The following is a 17,824-nucleotide window of genomic DNA, read 5'->3' as shown; positions in this document are numbered from 1 at the left end:
CCCACCGGGGGCGGCGTCCGCGGAACGAGCGAGGAGTGGTGAGGGGCCGATGACATCGATCGCCGATTTGCAGCGCAGGGTGGCGCCGTTCGAGGTCGTCACCGAGATGAGGCCCTCAGGTGACCAGCCGGCCGCCATCGCGGAGCTGGAGCGCCGGGTCAAGGACGGCCAGAAGGACACGGTCCTGCTGGGCGCTACCGGCACCGGCAAGACGGCGTCCGTGGCGTGGCTGATCGAGCGGGTGCAGCGGCCGACCCTGGTCATGCAGCCCAACAAGACCCTGGCCGCGCAGTTCGCCAACGAGCTGCGCGAGATGCTGCCCAACAACGCCGTCGAGTACTTCGTGTCCTACTACGACTACTACCAGCCCGAGGCGTACGTCCCGCAGAGCGACACCTACATCGAGAAGGACTCCTCGATCAACGAGGAGGTCGAGCGGCTGCGCCACTCGGCGACCTGGTCGCTCGTCTCGCGGCGCGACGTCGTCGTGGTCGCCTCGGTCTCCTGCATCTACGGCCTGGGCACCCCGCAGGAGTACGTCGACCGGATGGTCGGGCTGAAGGTGGGCCAGCAGATCGAGCGCGACCAGCTCCTGCGCCGTCTGGTCGACATGCAGTACACCCGCAACGACCTGGCCTTCACCCGGGGCACCTTCCGGGTGCGCGGCGACACGATCGAGGTCATCCCGGTCTACCAGGAGCTCGCCGTGCGGATCGAGATGTTCGGCGACGAGATCGAGAAGCTGGCCACCCTCCACCCGCTGACCGGCGAGGTCGTCGGCGAGGACGACGAGCTGCACATCTTCCCCGCGTCCCACTACGTCGCCGGCCCGGAGCGGATGGAGCGGGCGATCAGCGGCATCGAGGCCGAGCTCGCCGACCGGCTGGCCGAGCTGGAGCGGCAGGGCAAGCTGCTGGAGGCCCAGCGGCTGCGGATGCGCACGACCTACGACATCGAGATGATGCGGCAGATCGGCACCTGCGCCGGCATCGAGAACTACTCGCGCCACATCGACGGCCGCGAGCCGGGCACCGCGCCGCACACGCTGCTCGACTTCTTCCCGGACGACTTCCTGCTCGTCCTGGACGAGTCACACCAGACCGTGCCGCAGATCGGCGCCATGTACGAGGGCGACGCGTCCCGCAAGCGCACCCTGGTCGAGCACGGCTTCCGGCTGCCGTCGGCGATGGACAACCGTCCGCTGAAGTGGGAGGAGTTCCTGGAGCGGATCGGCCAGACCGTCTACCTGTCGGCGACGCCCGGGCCGTACGAGCTGGGCCGCGCCAAGGGAGACGTGGTCGAGCAGGTCATCCGCCCCACCGGCCTGATCGACCCCGAGGTCGTGGTCAAGCCCACCAAGGGGCAGATCGACGACCTCATGGAGGAGATCCGCGCGCGGGCCGAGCGGGACGAGCGGGTCCTGGTCACCACCCTGACCAAGAAGATGGCCGAGGATCTCACCGACTATCTGCTGGAGAACGGCATCCGGGTCCGCTACCTGCACAGCGAGGTCGACACGCTGCGCCGCATCGAGCTGCTGCGCGAGCTGCGGATGGGCGAGTTCGACGTGCTGGTCGGCATCAACCTCCTCCGGGAGGGCCTCGACCTCCCCGAGGTGTCGCTGGTGTCGATCCTCGACGCCGACAAGGAGGGCTTCCTCCGCTCGGAGACCTCACTCATCCAGACCATCGGCCGTGCCGCCCGCAACGTGTCGGGCCAGGTGCACATGTACGCCGACAAGATCACCCCGAGCATGGAGCGGGCGATCGAGGAGACCAACCGGCGCCGGGCCAAGCAGATGGCCTACAACGAGGCCAACGGCATCGACCCGCAGCCGCTGCGCAAGCGGATCGCCGACATCCTCGACAGCCTCGCCAGGGAGGACGCCGACACGGCTCAGCTCCTCGGCGGGGCCGGGCGGCAGCAGTCCCGGGGTAAGGCGCCCGTGCCGGGCGTCGCGTCCCGCACGGCCGGTCAGCACGCCAAGACCATCGCGGGGGAGATGCCGCGGGCCCAGCTGGAGTCGCTGATCGAGTCGCTCACCGAGCAGATGCACACCGCCGCCGCCGAGCTGCAGTTCGAGGTGGCCGCCCGGCTGCGCGACGAGATCAAGGAGCTGAAGCGCGAGGTCCGCGACATGCGGGAGGCCGGGGTGAAGTGAGCCCCGTGAAGTAAAGCCCGGGCAGTGAGGCCGCCGCCGGACGCGGGGCTACCACGGCTCGTTCCTCCGGTCCGGCGGGGCGGCCGCGGCGCGGGCCCGGCGTGCCTGGCGGTGGCGCCGGATGCGGCGGACGAGGCGCCAGGCGACGAAGCCGAGCAGGGCGAGCGCGACGACGACGAGCGCCGGCAGGAAGACGGCGATCAGGCTCATGCCGAGCGAGCTCGCGTCCTCGATCGTGCTGACGACCGGCGCCCCGGCGCCCACTGTGGCCGTGTTCACCACCGGCCGCGCGCTCGCCTTGACCAGATGCACGATCAGCGCCACGACGATGCCCAGGACCCATCCCACCGCCGGGTGCTCCGCCATCCAGGCCGAGTTGTCGAGTTTGGCCGCCGCGGCCGTCGCGCTGAAGACCACGCCGCCGGCGGCGGGCCGTACGGCGGTCTGGATCATGTCGTTGACGTGGTCGACCACGGGCACCTTGTCGAGCACGAACTCGGCGGCCAGGAGCATCGCGACGATCGCCAGCACCCATCCGTTCGTCAGCCACGCGTAGCCGTCCGGCAGCCGCACCGCGTCGGTGAAGCGGGCCAGCAGCCCCACGACCATCAGCGGGATGTACGCGTTGAGCCCGGCCGCGGTGGACAGGCCGAGCCCGGTCAGCGCCGCGAACATGAGCACCCCTCCTCGGAAGCGGGGCACGACGGGCGCCCCACCAGACGACAACGGACCGCCTCGCTCCCAGGTGCCCGCGGTCTGCGTTCCCGAATCGGCGATGGTGCGGCTCAGCCGATGAACCGGCTCGGGTCCAGGTCGATGTCCACGTCGAAGCCGACGTAGGTCGCGAGGCGCTTCGCCTACGGTCGCGGCGGTGGCCTTGCCTATCCGGCCGCGTACGACGTCCACCATGCGGAGCTGCTCGGCCGTGCCAAACCAGGCATTCGACCACCTAGTCGAATGCGGCCCGGTGGTCGTCGGCCCAGGTCGCGTAGGTGCGCGCCGTACGTCCGAGCACGCGTGCCACGTCGTCGGTCAGCCGGGCGTTTCCCCCCTCGGCGATGAACCGCTGGCCGCGCATCGCTCCGTCGGCGAAGTCCGGGTCCCGGCCGGCAGCGATCATCTGTTTCCTCGCCACCTCCAGCGGCACGTCGGTGATCTCGATGGACCGGCCGAGCACATTCCGCAGGATCTCCACCTGGTCGGGTGTGCTCAGCAGTTCGGGACCGGTCAGCGTGTAGGTCCTGCCCGCGTGGTCCGGCGTGGTCAGCGCCACGACTGCGACCTCGGCGACGTCGCGTGGATCGATCACGCCTTGGGCGCCGTTCCCGGTCAGGTTGGAGATCGGCTGCCCCGCCTTGATCCTGGAGGCCCAGTGCAGGGTGTTGGTGGCAAAGCTGCTGGGCCGCAGGATCGTCCAGGCCGCCTTGCCCGCGCGCAGCGCTCGCTCGCCGGGGAGGTGCCAGCCGCCGACCCTCGGCTCGGTCTCCTCGCCGGTGCCGATGGCGGACAACTTCACCACCTTCCCGACACCGTGGGACCGCACGGCGTCGAGCATCGCCAGGTCGTGCCGCTCGAGCCAGGGGCCCGGCGCGTCCAGCAGGAAGACGGCGCCGACCCCGGCCACCGCGCTGTCGAGAGACTCACGGTCGTCGAAATCTCCCCGTACGACCTCCGCGGGCAGACTCACGCCTCGCGGGTTGCGCGTCATCGCCCTGACCCGCTCACCGCGCCTGGCCAGCAACCGGACCACTTCAGTGCCGACGGTGCCTGTCGCACCAGTGACAAGAATCATGCCGAGCACTCTGCTACCCCGCTGCCCTGCGGATATAGGAAAAACCGGCAAGCTCGTAGAGTGACGGCGTGGACGCGGTGATCCCGATGCCCGCTCTCCGGCCGTGGGTCGCGGATGTGACGCTGATGCGGCCCGACAGCGCTCTGCCACTGGTGCGCCTGCCCGACGCCGCCACGGCACTGGTCTATCGCAGGACCGGGACGAGGAACGGCGACCTACGCGTGGTTGGCCCGCGTAGCCGTGCCTCCTACCATCCCGGCAAGGAACTGCGGATGTGCATCAGGGTCCGGCTGCGTCCCGGTGCGGCCAGGCCGGTGTTCGGGATCCCGGTCAGCGAGCTGCGGGACCAAGCCGTCCCACTCACCGACCTGTGGGGCGATCGCGCCGCCCGCCTCGAACACCGGCTGGGCGAGCTGACCAGACCCGACCGGATCCTTCACGGCATCGAGGACGTGCTGCTCGAAAGCCTGCGTGACGGCGCGGACGCACGCGACCTGCTGCTCCGCCAGGCCGTCGAGCTGATGTCCACCACCGGCGAACGGGTCGCCACGCTCGCCAGACGATTGTCGGTCAGCGAACGCCACCTCCGGGACGTGTTCACCGACCGGGTCGGCCTGCCGCCCAAGCACTTCGCCCGCATCCAGCGCGTTCGCACCGTGCTGGCCGGGGCGGGCACCGCGAAATGGGCGGAAGTCGCCTCGGAAGCCGGCTACTACGACCAATCCCACATGACGGCCGACTTCCACACGCTCATGGGAGTATCGCCGGCCGCCTACCGGGCGGGCCGCCTGCCCTCCGCGACGCCATGCACCCAACCTCCGTCGGCACCCTGATCGCGATCGAAGCCGGTCCCACTGGATGGAGCGGCGCGAGTCCCCGAGGAACTCACGACCGCGACCGCTAAGCCGTACGCGACCCGCGTTCGGTGCGCGCCAGGGACTCGGTGCGCAGGTTTTCGGTGGGCAGGGGTTCGGTGGGCAGGGGGGCGGTGCGGCGGATGCCGGAGGGGCGGTGCCAGCCGAGGTCGGGGGAGTGGCGCCGGACGACCTGCGCCGGCACACCGGCGATGACGCTGTGGTCGGGGAACTCGCCCCGTACGACGGCTCCGCCCGCGACGACCGACTGACGGCCGATCCGCGTGCCCGGCAGGATGATCGCCCCGGTGCCGATCCACGAGCCGGCCCCGATGGACACGGGCAGATTGCGCGGCCACTGCCGGCCGATCGGCGTCTCCGGGTCGTCGTAGACGTGGTTCTGGTCGGTGATGTACACGTAGGGGCCGGTGAAGACGTCGTCGCCGATGTCGATCGACTGGTGGCCGACGATGTGGCTGCCCCGGCCGATGGCGCAGCCGCGGCCGATGCGGACGATCGAGTTGGGCCCGAGGTCGACGCCTGGGCCCATGCCGGCGGAGAGGGAGACCCGCTCGCCGATCAGCGTGTAGGGGCCGATCTCGATCCACGCCTCGCCGAAGATGGCCCCCGGCGGGAAGGCGATGCACGCGCCCTCGCCGAGGCCGCGGAAGCGGTAGCCGCCGGTCGAGCCGGGGCTGATCGCGGCCGCATCCCTGAGGTGGGCCCACGCGCGGTGGACCAGGCGGCCCACGGCCCGCTTCACAATTGACATACCGGGACAAGTTACTCCGCGGTCGGCTTGCCCGCCATGGCAGGTTCGCGCACGTGGGGGGCCCGATGTTGCCTATCCTTTGATATTCTGAGAGCCCGTGGACATGCGGCCCCCGATCCGGGGCGGCCGGATCAGCGACGACCACGGGAGCCTTTCTTGCGCAGCGCCGCTCAAACCAAGCATCTGTTCGTCACCGGCGGCGTCGCCTCCAGTCTGGGCAAGGGGCTCACGGCCTCCAGCCTTGGGCGGCTCCTCAAGCTCAGGGGCCTGCGGGTCACGATGCAGAAGCTCGACCCCTACCTCAATGTCGACCCGGGGACGATGAACCCGTTCCAGCATGGCGAGGTGTTCGTCACCGACGACGGCGCGGAGACCGACCTCGACGTGGGCCACTACGAGCGCTTCCTCGACACCGAGCTGCACGGCTCGGCGAACGTCACCACCGGCCAGGTCTACTCCAACGTGATCGCCAAGGAGCGCCGCGGGGAGTACCTGGGCGACACCGTGCAGGTGATCCCGCACATCACCAACGAGATCAAGGACCGCATCCGCGGCATGGCCGGCCCGGACGTCGACGTGGTCATCACCGAGGTCGGCGGCACCGTGGGCGACATCGAGTCGCTGCCGTTCCTGGAGGCCGTGCGGCAGGTCCGCCACGAGGTGGGCCGCGACAACGTGTTCTTCCTGCACGTGTCGCTGCTTCCCTACATCGGGCCGAGCGGCGAGCTGAAGACCAAGCCGACCCAGCACTCCGTGGCCGCGCTGCGCAGCATCGGCATCCAGCCCGACGCGATCGTCTGCAGGTCCGACCGGCCGATCACCACCTCGCTCAAGCGCAAGGTCAGCCTGATGTGCGACGTGGACGAGGACGCCGTCGTGTCCGCCGTGGACGCCGCGTCGATCTACGACATCCCGAAGGTGCTGCACGCCGAGGGCCTCGACGCGTACGTGGTCAGGAGGCTCGGCCTGCCGTTCCGCGACGTCGACTGGACCGAGTGGGAGCAGCTCCTGCGCCGGGTGCACCGCCCCGCCAGGGAGGTGACGATCGCGCTGGTCGGAAAGTACATCGACCTGCCCGACGCCTACCTGTCGGTCACCGAGGCGCTGCGCGCGGGCGGCTTCGCCAACGACGCGCGGGTCAACATCCGCTGGGTCAAGAGCGACGACTGCGAGACGGCCGAGGGCGCGGCCCGCGAGCTGGACGGCGTCGACGGCGTGCTGATCCCCGGCGGCTTCGGCGTGCGGGGCATCGAGGGCAAGCTCGGCGCGATCCGGCACGCCCGGGAGCAGAAGGTCCCGCTGCTCGGCATCTGCCTCGGCATGCAGTGCATGGTGATCGAGGCCGCCCGCGACCTCGCCGGCATTCCCGACGCGGACAGCACCGAGTTCGACCCGGAGACCGCGCACCCGGTCATCTCGACGATGGCCGACCAGGAGGACGTCGTCGCGGGCGAGCGCGACATGGGCGGCACCATGCGGCTGGGCCTCTACCCGGCCAAGCTGGGCGAGGGCACCCTCGCCCGCCAGCTGTACGGGAAGGCCAGGATCGACGAGCGGCACCGCCACCGCTACGAGGTGAACAACACCTACCGGGAGCGGCTGGAGAAGGCGGGCATGGTGTTCTCCGGTCTGTCGCCGGACGGCCGCCTGGTGGAGTACGCCGAGCTGGCCGCCGACCTGCACCCGTTCTTCATCGGCACCCAGGCGCACCCCGAGTTCCGCTCCCGCCCGACCCGGTCCCACCCGCTTTTCAAGGGGCTGGTTCAGGCGGCCCTCGTCTACGCCGGCGAGCGTGAGGCCGCGGCGAAGGCGGGCCGCACCCAGTGACCGTGCGGCGGCCGGCCCGGGGTGGCACCGCCGGGCCGGCCGCCGGCACAGGCGACAGCACCGCCGGCAGCACCGCCGGCAGCACGACCGGCAGGGCCGGTGACCACTCCGGCGACCCACACCCGACGGGAGACACGCACCCAGTGACAGATTCAGTGGCAGGTTCCGCGACAGGTTCGGCGACGGATTCCGCGGCGACTCCGGACCTGGACGTCGTGGACGTGGCGGCGAGCTGGCCGGTCGACGCGTCAGCGGAGCGGTTCTCCGCGCGGGTCATCTCCGCGCGGACCGACACCGTCCGGATGCCGGACGGTGAGACGGCCGACCGCGACTATGTGATCCACCCCGGCTCGGTGGCCGTTCTCGCGCTGAGCGAGGACGACAAGGTGCTGCTGCTGCGGCAGTACCGCCACCCGGTGCGGCGGCTGCTGTGGGAGCTCCCCGCCGGCCTCCGCGACGTGCCGGAGGAGCCGCTCGTCGACTGCGCCGCCCGCGAGCTGGCCGAGGAGGCGGCCTACCGGGCCCGCACCTGGCACACCCTGCTGGACGTCTACACCTCTCCCGGCATGTCCGACGAACGGATCAGGATCTTCCTGGCCCGCGACGTGGAGCCCATCCCGGACGAGGAGAACGGTTACGTCCGCCACCATGAGGAGGCCGACATGCCGGTTGTCTGGATTCCCCTCGCGGACGCGGTCGACAGGGTGCTGAGCGGAATGATCCACAATTCTCCGGCCGTCGCCGGTATCCTCGCCGCGTACGCCGCTTCCGCCGACGGTTTCAAGGGCCTGCGCCCCGCCGGAGCGCCGGAGGCATGATTCCGTAGGGGGACGTCCTGAGCGAGCCCGAGGCGGTGCTGTCCAGCTACCTCGCCCATCTGGCGGTGGAGCGGGGGCTGTCTGCCAACACGCTCGCCTCCTACCGGCGTGACCTGCGCCGATACATGCAGCATCTGCGCGGGCGTGGTCTCAGCACGCTCGCGCAGGTGGGGGAGTCGGACGTCGTCGCCTTCCTGGCCGCCCTGCGTGAGGGCGACGAGGAGCACCCGGCGCTGGTCGCGAGCTCGGCCGCGCGGGCCGTGTCGGCCGTCCGCGGGCTGCACCGGTTCGCCCTGCGTGAGGGCGTCGCCGGGCACGACCCGGCCCACGAGGTCCGGCCGCCGCGCCACCTGCGGCGGCTGCCCAAGGCGATCACCGTCGCCGAGGTGGAACGGCTGATCGCCGCCTGCGGGCCTGAGGACTCCCCGCTCGCCCTGCGTAACCGGGCGCTGCTCGAGGTCCTCTACGGCACGGGGGCCCGCATCTCGGAGGCCGTCGGGCTGGCCGTCGACGACGTCCCCACCGGCGCGTCGTCCGCCGGGCCCGGTCACGGTCACGAGCCCGGTTCCAGTCCTAATCACGGTCAGGGGCTCGGACACGGTCCCGGACCGGCCCACGACCAGGTACGGCTACGCGGCAAGGGCGGCCGGACCCGCGTCGTCCCGCTCGGCCGGTTCGCCCACGACGCCCTCGACGCGTACCTCGTCCGGGCGAGGCCACAGCTCGCCGCGCACGGACGCGGGACGCCCGCGCTGTTCCTCAACGCCAGGGGCGGCCGGCTGACCCGTCAGGGCGCGTGGGAGGTCCTGCAGGCCGCCGCGGAACGCGCCGGACTTTCCGGTGTTTCACCGCATATGTTGCGGCATTCGTTCGCAACCCACCTCCTGGACGGAGGCGCCGACGTTAGGGTTGTCCAGGAGTTGCTCGGCCATGCCTCGGTGACCACCACGCAGGTGTACACCCTGGTGACGGTCGACAGGCTCCGCGAGGTCTACGCGGCGGCCCATCCCCGTGCCCTCCACTGACGGGGACGCCGAGAGACCCGCCCCGGGGGTGGCGACGGCCCCCCGCGCCCACTCCCGGGAGGCCGGAACTCGTGGGGTTTGGGCGTGCCGCCTTGCCGCACAGGTGCCTAACCTTTACATTCGATCAGGTTCGAGGCGTCAGGGAGGACCAACAAGGTGACTGCCACCACAGAGGGGACGACGTGGACCGGGGGCACCCCCGCCGGTGCGATCGGGCCCACGGGCCGTCCCCGTCCGGTGTTCCCCGAGCCCACGCCACCCTCGACGCACGGGCCCGCCCGCGTCGTCGCCATGGTCAACCAGAAGGGCGGCGTCGGCAAGACGACGACCACGATCAACCTGGGCGCGGCGCTGGCCGAGGTGGGGCAGAAGGTCCTGCTCGTCGACTTCGACCCTCAAGGTGCGCTGTCCGTCGGCCTCGGCATCGACCCCCGGCCGCTTGAGTCCACCGTCTACGAGCTTCTCATGGAGGAGCCCGACGTCACCGTCGAGGACGTCCTGCTCGACACCACCGTCGAGGGCATGGACCTGCTGCCGAGCAACATCTTCCTGTCCGGTGCGGAGATCAGGCTCGTCAACGAGGTGGCCAGGGAGTACGCGCTGCAGCGGGCGCTTGAGCCCCTGCTGCCGCACTACGACATCTGCCTGATCGACTGCCAGCCGTCGCTCGGCCTGCTCACGGTCAACGCGCTGACCTGCGCGGAGAGCGTGATCATCCCGCTGGAGTGCGAGTTCTTCGCGCTGCGCGGCGTGGCGCTGCTCATGGAGTCGATCGGCAAGGTCCAGGAGCGGCTCAACAAGGGCCTGGAGATCGACGGGCTGCTCGCCACGATGTACGACCCACGCACGCTGCACGCCCGGGAAGTGCTCCAGACGATCATGCAGGGCTTCGGCGACAAGGTCTTCCACACCGTCATCAACCGGACCGTGCGTTTCCCCGACGCCACGCTCGCCGGAGAGCCGATCACTCAGTTCGACCCGGCTTCGATGGGCGCCACCGCCTACCGCGAGCTGGCGCGCGAACTGCTCGCCAGGTGGCCTTCCCGGGTCTGACCGATATGCCCCGCGTTTGTCGCGGGCCGGGCGGCGTGCCCGCGGGTGGAGGACAATGGCAGGCGTGACGGAGCAGACGGCCGAGCAGGATCAGGGCGCCCGGGGCGGCTTCCAGGTCCACCTGGACGTCTTCGAGGGCCCCTTCGACCTGCTCCTCGGTCTGATCTCCAAGCACAAGCTGGACATCACCGAGGTGTCCCTGCACAAGGTCACCGACGAGTTCATCGCCTACATCCGCGCCCGCGGCCCGGAGTGGGACCTCGACCAGACGAGCCACTTCCTGCTGGTCGCGGCGACGCTGCTCGACCTCAAGGCGGCCCGGCTGCTGCCGACCGGCGAGGTGGAGGACGAGGAGGATCTGGCCCTCCTGGAGGCGCGTGATCTGCTCTTCGCCCGGTTGCTCCAGTATCGGGCGTACAAGGAGGTCGCGAAGATCTTCTCCGGGCGGATGGCCGAGGAGGCCCGGCGTTTCCCCCGATCGGTGCCGATGGAGAAGCGGTTCGCGGACCTGCTGCCCGAGCTGGTGCTCGGCATCGGCCCCGAGCAGCTCGCGAAGATCGCCGCCAGGGCCTTCACTCCCAAGGCGCCGCCGTCCGTCTCGGTCTCCCACATCTATCAACCGCTCGCCAGCGTCCGCGAGCAAGCCGCTATCCTTGTGGAGCGGCTGAGGCGGCTTCACACGGCGACCTTCCGGACGCTGACCGCCGACTGCGCGGGCACGTTCGAGATCGTGGCCCGGTTCCTGGCCGTTCTGGAGCTGTTCCGGGAGTCCGCGGTCACCTTCGAGCAGATCGAGCCGCTGGGCGACCTGTACGTCACCTGGACGGGCGCGGCGGACGGCGACGTGAACGTTGGAGACGACTACGACGCCGGCGCGGCGGAGAGCCGGGCACCCAGGGACGGCACCGGCGGCACCGGGCCCGATGACGGCGGCGGCACCGGAACGACCGGGCGCGTGGCCGGGACCGCCGGCTGACGTCGTCCCGCCGGGAGCCGGACGGCCGACAGGACGAGCGAGGAGCGATGGAACGCAGCGACGGGCCGGACATGGCCGTGCCGGAACCCCGCGTGCCGGAGAGCCCTGTGCTGAAGACCCCTGTGCTGAAGACCCCTGTGCCCGAGACCCTCGGGCCGGAGACCTCTGTGCCGGAAGCCCGCGTGCCGGAGCCTCCTGTGCTGGAGGACGCCGGGCCGGAGGAGGCGTCGCCGTCGCTCTCCGCCGCGATCGAGGCCATTTTGATGATCGTGGACGAACCGGTGGCCGAGATCACTCTCGCCCAGGTCCTGGAACGGCCCACGGCGGAGGTCGCGGCCGTCCTCCGCGAGCTGGCGCAGGAATACACCCTCGCGGGGCGGGGTTTCGACCTGCGAGAGGTGGCAGGTGGCTGGCGTTTCTACACCAGGGCGGAGTGCGCTCCACTCGTGGAGCGTTTCGTCCGGGACGGCCAGCAGGCACGGCTCACCCAGGCCGCGCTGGAGACCCTGGCGGTGGTCGCCTACCGGCAGCCGGTCAGCCGGGCCCGGGTGGCGGCGGTACGTGGAGTGAACAGCGACGGCGTCATGCGGACGCTGCTCGCGCGAGGGCTGGTCGAGGAGGCCGGCACCGACCCGGAGAGCCAGGCGTTGCTCTACCGGACGACGAGTTACTTCCTGGAGAGACTGGGGCTGCGGAGCGTAGACGAGCTCCCCGAGCTCGCCCCCTTCCTCCCGGATGACGTGGAAAACCTTGAGGAGAAGCAGTGAACAGCAGGCGTGGCACCCCGTCCGGTGAGGGACGCGGTCGGAGCCGGAGCACCGGTCAGCAGGGCGCGGGCCCCCGAGGATCCCGTGGGGGATCGGGCGGCGGCCGGCGTTTCCAGAGCGACCGGCGGGACGGCTCCCGCGATGCGGGATCCCGGTCCGGGTACGGAGAGGGCAGGTCCTTCCGGGCCGACTCACGGCCGTCCCGGGGATACCGGGACGATGACGGCGCGGCCCCCCGCGGCCGTGACCGCGGGCCCGACCGTGGCCCCGACAGGGGTCCTGAGCGCGGTCCCGACCGCAGTCGCGACCGCGGCCGCGACGCCGACCGGGGCCCCGCGCGCCGCGGCGGCGACGAACGGCCGTCCCGTGGCTCCGCCGGCTCGTTCGGCCGCGACTCCGGTCCCCGGCGTGACTTCGGCTCCGGCCGCGACTCCGGTCCCCGGCGCGACTCGGGCTCGCGGCCCGGCTCCGGTTCCGGGCGCGGCTTCGGTTCCTTCGGGCGCGACGACGACCGCGCCGCCTTCCGGGCCGATCGCGCGGGTTCCCGCGGCCGATACGGGCGGCCCGAGGAGAGCCGCGCGTCCGGCCGAGACGCCGCACGCGACTCCGGTCGCGGGGGCGAGCCCGGCCGGGACCGTGATTTCGGCCGTGATTCCGGCCGTGGCGCCGGCCGTGACTCCAGCCGTGACTTCGGCCGGGGCCCCAGCCGTGACCGTGATTCCGGCCGCGACTCGGGTCGTGACTCCGGCCGTGGCTTCGGGCGCGACTCCGGCCGTGACGGCGACCGGCGCGACTACCGGGCGGACCGCGGCGACCGCCGCTCTCCCGGCGGCTACGGCGGCGGAGCTCGCGGCGGCGCGAGGCAGGGAGACGGCCGCGACGAGGTGCGCACGATCGGCCGCATCGGCGGCGGCGACCGCGACTACCCGGAGCGCGGCGGTATGCGCGCTGAGCGCGGCGGCGCCCGGTCCCGCTTCGGCCGGGACGGCGCGCGGCGCGGGCCCGGCGGCGCGGCGGGTGCCCGCGACACCGGCGCGCGGCGCGCTCCGGTGGCCCGCGACTCCGGCCCCCGGCGCGACTCGGGCGCCCCGGCGGAGAACCCGTTCAAGACGTCCCGCCAGCCCCTCCGCGACCCGGACTTCTACGACGAGAACTACACCGACGAGCGCGACACCACCGAGGTGCCGGACGGCGAGCGGCTGCAGAAGGTCCTCGCGCACGCGGGCATCGCCAGCCGCCGGGCCTGCGAGGAGATGATCGGCGCCGGCCGCGTCAGCGTCGACGGCCAGGTGGTCCGCCGGTTCGGGGCCCGGGTCGACCCGGTCAAGCAGGTCATCCGGGTGGACGACCGGCGGATCCCGACGTCGCCGGAGACCGTTTACTTCGCGCTGAACAAGCCGATCGGCGTGGTGAGCACGATGGACGACCCGGAGGGCCGTCCCTCCCTGCACGACTACGTCCAGGATCTCGCGCCGCGGCTGTTCCACGTCGGACGGCTGGACACCGAGACCGAGGGACTCCTGCTGTTCACCAACGACGGCGAGCTGGCCCACCGGCTGACCCACCCGAGCTACGGCGTCCAGAAGAAATACTGGGCCAAGGTGCCCGGACCGATCCCGCGCGACCTGCACCGGGTGCTGCGCAAGGGGATCGAGCTGGAGGACGGCCTGGCCAAGGTCGACGAGTTCCGCGTCGTCCAGGAGCACGGCCAGCAGGCGCTGGTCGAGATCGTGCTGCACGAGGGGCGCAAGCACATCGTCAGGCGGCTGATGGAGGCCGTCGGCCACCGGGTGATCGACCTGGCCCGGATCGAGTTCGGACCGGTCAAGCTCGGCAGGCTCAAGCCGGGCACGGCGCGCACGCTCACGGTGCAGGAGGTCGGGGAGCTGTACGCCGCGGTCGGTCTCTGACCTTGATCCACGTAAAGTATGAGGGTCGGGCATACTGGCTGAAATGCCACAGAGGTGGGCATAACGGCCGCCCGCCCCTCGTACGGGAAGTAAGGAGAGCGACATGGTGAGGGCGATTCGTGGGGCGATCCAGGTCGACGGCAACGATCGAGACGCGGTCCTCGCCGGTACGACCGAGCTGATGAGCGAGGTGATGGAGCGGAACAACCTCACCACCGACGACGTCATCAGCGTCATCTTCACGGCCACGCCGGACCTCACCGCCGAGTTCCCCGCTCTGGCGGCGCGCAAGCTGGGCTTCCACGACGTCCCGCTGCTGTGCGCGTCCGAGATCGATGTGCCGGGAGCGCTGCCGCGCGTGGTCCGTCTGATGGCCCACGTCGCGACGGACCGGCCCCGGCAGGAGATCCAGCACGTCTACCTGCGGGGCGCCACGGCGCTCCGCGTCGACATCGCCCAGTAGCGCGCCGGACGGCGGGATATCGCACGCGACATCGGGCCGCGATACGGTCGGCAGCGCGATCACCAGCATGACCCGCCCGGCGTCCCGGCCGGACGGGACGAGAGACGGCACGGTAGGAAGATCACGATGACTCCCGTCGAGAGGTCCGCCATCGGCAGCGCGCTCGTTGTGGGAACGGGCCTGATAGGCACCTCCGTCGCGCTGGCCCTGCGGGAGCACGGCGTCCGCGTCTTCCTGGCCGACCGCGACCCCGCCGCCGTGCGGCTCGCCCGGGAGCTGGGCGCGGGGGAGGACTGGACGGGCGGCGGGCCGGTGGACGTCGCGGTCATCGCGGTGCCGCCGCAGTTCGTGGCGCAGCAGCTGCTCGACCTGCAGAAGGGCGAGGCGGCCGCGGTCTACACCGATGTCGCGAGCGTCAAGGTGCAGCCCCTGCGGCAGGCGGCGGAGCTCGGCTGCGACCTGTCGAGGTATGTCGCGGGGCATCCGCTGGCCGGCCGTGAGCGGTCCGGCCCGGCGGCCGCCCGGGCGGACCTGTTCCTCGGCCGCCCCTGGGCGTACTGCCCGGCCCCCGAGGCCGCCGGTCACGCCGTGGCGGTGATCCGGGAGCTGATCGGCCTGTGCGGGGGCAACGCCGTCCAGGTGGATCCCGCCGAGCACGACCGGGCGGTCGCGGTGGTCTCGCACGCGCCTCACGTGACCGCCGCCGCCGTCGCGGCGCGGCTGGCGGACGCGTCCGACACGGCGCTCGGGCTCTCCGGGCAGGGCGTGCGCGACGTGACGCGCATCGCGGCGAGCGATCCGGCGCTGTGGACGGGAATCCTGTCGGGCAACGCCGGACCGGTCGCCGACGTGCTGGAGGCGCTCGTGGCCGACCTGTCCGCGGTCGCCGGGGCGCTGCGCGCCCTCGCGGGCGACCCCGCCGCGCTCGACGACGTCACCGGCCTGCTGTCCCGAGGCGTCGTCGGGACCGGCCGGATCCCCGGCAAGCACGGCGGCCCGGCCCGCACCTACGCCGTGGTGCAGGTGGTCATCGGCGACCGCCCCGGCGAGCTCGCCCGTCTCATCCAGGCGGCCGGCGAGACCGGGGTCAACATCGAGGACATCAGGCTGGAGCACGCCCCCGGCCTGCCCCTCGGCGTGGCCGAGCTCTACGTCAAGCCGGAGGCGTCCGCCGCGCTCACCGAGGGCCTGCGCGAGCGCGGCTGGCAGGTGTCCACGCCCTGATCGCGGCGGCGCCACCACCGCGCCAGCGGCGGCGGGGCCCACCAGGCCCACCGCCCGAGCAGGCGCATCGTCGCCGGCACGAGCAGGCCGCGCACGACGGTGGCGTCCACCGCGACCGCGATCACCAGGCCGACGCCGGCCATCTTCATGAACGTGATCCCCGACAGGATGAAACCGCCGACGACCACGGCCACCAGCAGGGCCGCGCTCGTGATGACGCGGGCGGTCCGCTGCAGGCCGACGGCCACGGACTCGGCGACGTCGCCGGTGCGCGCGTACTCCTCGCGGACCCGCGACAACAGGAACACCTCGTAGTCCATGGCCAGGCCGAAGGCGATCGCCACGATCAGCACGGGGAAGTTGACGTCGACCGCGCCGACCGGCACGAAGCCGAGCAGGCCGTCGAGGTGGCCGTCCTGGAAGATCAGTTTGATCGCGCCGAAGGACGCCGACAGCGACAGCAGGTTGAGCAGCACCGACTTCAGCGGCAGCACGACCGAGCCGAAGGCCACGAACAGCACGGCGAACGACACGACGGCGACGAAGAGCGCCATCCACGGCAACCGTGAGGTCACCATGTCGACGATGTCGACCCGCGAGGCGGGCATGCCGGTGAGCGCGCTCGTGGTGCCGGCGGGCGGCGGGACGGCGCGCAGTTCCTCCACCATGCGCCGGGCGTCGCGGGACATGGGGTCCATGGCGTACGCCAGGGTGACGCGGGCCCGGTCTCCGTCGACGCCGGTGACCCTGGCGCCGTTCACCCCCGGGACGGCGCCGAGCCGCGCGGCGTAGGCGTTCAGGGCGCCGGTGCCGAGAGGGCCGCCGCCGGGGGGCCTGGACGGCTCGACCACGGCGGTGAGCAGCTTGCCGGGGTCGGCGGCGAACCGGCGGCCCGTCTCCTGGGTGACGACCCGTGCGTCGGCGTCCGCCGGGAGCACCCAGTCGCCGGGCCGGGCCCAGTTCACGCCGAGGAACGGCAGGCCGAGGGCGACCAGGACGACGACGATGCCGGCGGTGCTCGCGAGCGGGCGGCGCATGACGGCGTGGGCGACGCGGTACCACCAGCCGGTGGTGGGATCGGCCGTCTTCACGCGCGCCGGGGCGAGCCGCGTCCCCATGACCTTCAGCAGCGCCGGGAGGACGGTCAGGGAGGCCGCCACGGCGACGACGACCGTCCCCGCGCCCGCGTATCCCATGGAGAGCAGGAAGCGCGAGGGGAACAGCGTCAGGCCCGCGAACGACAGGGCGACGACGACGCCGGAGAACAGGATCGTGCGTCCCGCCGTGGCCGTCGTCCGCCGGACCGCGTCGTCGACTCCGGCCCCCGACGCCAGCTCCTCGCGGAAGCGGGTGAGGGCGAGCAGGGCGTAGTCGATCGCGAGGCCCAGACCCAGGATGGTGATCACCTGGATCGCGAACGTCGACACGTCGGCGAAGAGGGTGACGAGGCGGAGCAGCGCGAGGGATCCGAGCGCGGCCGTGAAGCCCACGATCAGCGGCAGCGTGGCGGCCAGGACGCTGCGGAACACCACGACGAGCAGGACGAGGAGGACGGGGATCGACACGGCCTCGGCGACGGCGAGGTCGCGCACCGTCAGCCGGTTCACCTGGTCGGTCATGGCCGTGGTGCCGCCGAATCTCAAGGTCAGCCCCTGGACGGGGAAGGCGTCCTGGATCTCCCGGAGCTGCCGGACCCGTTCCTGGTCGTCGGAGGACGCGAGCTGGATCGCGACATAGGTGGCGTGCCGGTCGCGGGACACGAACGCGGCCGAGCCGGTGGACCAGTACGACTCCAGCCGCGTGACGTTCGCGCGGGGCACGGCCTCCAGGGTCCGCCGTACGGGGCCGGCGAAGGCGGGGTCGTCCACGGTCAGGCGATCGCTCTCGTAGAGGACCACGACGTCGTTGGCGTACCGGCCGAGGGGACCGGCGAGGACGCGGTCGGCGTGGGCCGAGGTGCTGCCGGGGTCGTCGAACCCGGCGCCGCCGCCGAGCCGGCCGAACACGCCCGTGCCCCACAGGGCGGCGGCCACGGCGAACAGGGCGGTTCCCAGCAGGATCCAGCGGCCGCCGCGGATGGCGAGGTCGCCGAGGGTGCGGAACATCGGATCCTCCGATAGTGGAAAGTGCTGCTATCTATAAGTGGACAGTGATGCTATCTATAGATGGGAGTAGGGGGCAA

General features: G+C 71.8%; 15 protein-coding genes. 11 read left to right on the top strand and 4 right to left on the bottom strand.

Going from position 1 to position 17,824, the window contains the following annotated elements:
- The first annotated feature begins 49 nt into the window (after window positions 1–49).
- A complete protein-coding gene (gene uvrB / locus JOL79_RS00355; protein WP_210153566.1) occupies window positions 50–2,161 on the top strand; it encodes an excinuclease ABC subunit UvrB in 2,112 nt (703 codons plus the stop codon).
- Window positions 2,162–2,209: 48 nt separating this feature from the next.
- Here the strand turns inward: uvrB and JOL79_RS00350 are convergent, their stop codons facing one another.
- Together JOL79_RS00350 and JOL79_RS00345 are read right to left on the bottom strand one after the other, a co-directional pair.
- Window positions 2,210–2,836: a DUF4126 domain-containing protein gene (locus JOL79_RS00350; protein WP_210153565.1), complete on the bottom strand. Its 627-nt coding sequence runs from the start codon at window positions 2,834–2,836 to the stop codon at window positions 2,210–2,212.
- 274 nt (window positions 2,837–3,110) lie between these two features.
- Window positions 3,111–3,953 (bottom strand): NAD(P)H-binding protein, encoded by an 843-nt coding sequence (locus tag JOL79_RS00345; RefSeq protein ID WP_210153564.1) that lies wholly within the window; start codon window positions 3,951–3,953, stop codon window positions 3,111–3,113.
- Window positions 3,954–4,021: 68 nt separating this feature from the next.
- On the opposite strand from JOL79_RS00345, the gene JOL79_RS35280 reads away from it, so the two are divergent.
- Window positions 4,022–4,786 (top strand): helix-turn-helix domain-containing protein, encoded by a 765-nt coding sequence (locus JOL79_RS35280; protein WP_210153563.1) that lies wholly within the window; start codon window positions 4,022–4,024, stop codon window positions 4,784–4,786.
- A 67-nt stretch (window positions 4,787–4,853) separates the two neighbouring features.
- On the opposite strand, the gene JOL79_RS00335 is transcribed toward JOL79_RS35280, so the two are convergent.
- Window positions 4,854–5,579, bottom strand: a complete 726-nt coding sequence (locus tag JOL79_RS00335) for a DapH/DapD/GlmU-related protein (RefSeq protein WP_210153562.1) — start codon at window positions 5,577–5,579, stop codon at window positions 4,854–4,856.
- Between the two features lie 156 nt (window positions 5,580–5,735).
- Here JOL79_RS00335 and pyrG point away from each other — a divergent pair, with 156 nt between their 5' ends.
- The 9 genes from pyrG to JOL79_RS00290 all read left to right on the top strand — a co-directional run bounded on the left by pyrG (window position 5,736) and on the right by JOL79_RS00290 (window position 15,642).
- Complete coding sequence (gene pyrG, locus JOL79_RS00330) at window positions 5,736–7,406, top strand: CTP synthase (protein WP_210153561.1); 1,671 nt, start codon at window positions 5,736–5,738, stop codon at window positions 7,404–7,406.
- 206 nt (window positions 7,407–7,612) lie between these two features.
- On the top strand, window positions 7,613–8,224 hold the full coding sequence (locus JOL79_RS00325; RefSeq protein ID WP_230984051.1) for an NUDIX domain-containing protein: 612 nt from the start codon (window positions 7,613–7,615) through the stop codon (window positions 8,222–8,224).
- Between the two features lie 35 nt (window positions 8,225–8,259).
- A complete protein-coding gene (locus tag JOL79_RS00320) occupies window positions 8,260–9,249 on the top strand; it encodes a site-specific tyrosine recombinase XerD (protein ID WP_307848203.1) in 990 nt (329 codons plus the stop codon).
- A gap of 156 nt (window positions 9,250–9,405) precedes the next feature.
- Window positions 9,406–10,302: a ParA family protein gene (locus tag JOL79_RS00315; RefSeq protein ID WP_372446697.1), complete on the top strand. Its 897-nt coding sequence runs from the start codon at window positions 9,406–9,408 to the stop codon at window positions 10,300–10,302.
- A 55-nt stretch (window positions 10,303–10,357) separates the two neighbouring features.
- Window positions 10,358–11,278, top strand: coding sequence for a segregation and condensation protein A (locus JOL79_RS00310; protein ID WP_210153560.1), 921 nt, complete (start codon window positions 10,358–10,360; stop codon window positions 11,276–11,278).
- 47 nt (window positions 11,279–11,325) lie between these two features.
- Complete coding sequence (gene scpB, locus JOL79_RS00305) at window positions 11,326–12,045, top strand: SMC-Scp complex subunit ScpB (protein WP_230983993.1); 720 nt, start codon at window positions 11,326–11,328, stop codon at window positions 12,043–12,045.
- Window positions 12,042–13,955, top strand: coding sequence for a pseudouridine synthase (locus tag JOL79_RS35275; protein WP_210153559.1), 1,914 nt, complete (start codon window positions 12,042–12,044; stop codon window positions 13,953–13,955). Before scpB ends, JOL79_RS35275 begins: the two co-directional genes overlap by 4 nt.
- A gap of 103 nt (window positions 13,956–14,058) precedes the next feature.
- Window positions 14,059–14,418, top strand: a complete 360-nt coding sequence (gene aroH, locus JOL79_RS00295) for a chorismate mutase (protein WP_210153558.1) — start codon at window positions 14,059–14,061, stop codon at window positions 14,416–14,418.
- 126 nt (window positions 14,419–14,544) lie between these two features.
- Window positions 14,545–15,642 carry a prephenate dehydrogenase gene (locus JOL79_RS00290; RefSeq protein ID WP_210153557.1) on the top strand — a complete coding sequence of 366 codons (1,098 nt, stop codon included), beginning with the start codon at window positions 14,545–14,547 and terminating at the stop codon, window positions 15,640–15,642.
- Here JOL79_RS00290 and JOL79_RS00285 read toward each other — a convergent pair.
- The gene (locus JOL79_RS00285) at window positions 15,567–17,747 is read right to left on the bottom strand and encodes an MMPL family transporter (protein WP_210153556.1); all 2,181 of its coding nucleotides are present in this window, start codon (window positions 17,745–17,747) and stop codon (window positions 15,567–15,569) included. The two genes, JOL79_RS00290 and JOL79_RS00285, sit on opposite strands and share 76 nt — an antisense overlap.
- Between the last annotated feature and the right edge of the window lie 77 nt (window positions 17,748–17,824).

Origin of the sequence: Microbispora oryzae, assembly GCF_017896165.1 — a bacterium.
Classification (GTDB): domain Bacteria; phylum Actinomycetota; class Actinomycetes; order Streptosporangiales; family Streptosporangiaceae; genus Microbispora; species Microbispora oryzae.
The sequence above is the reverse complement of the archived record's forward strand: the minus strand, read 5'-3'. Positions and strand labels throughout refer to the sequence as shown.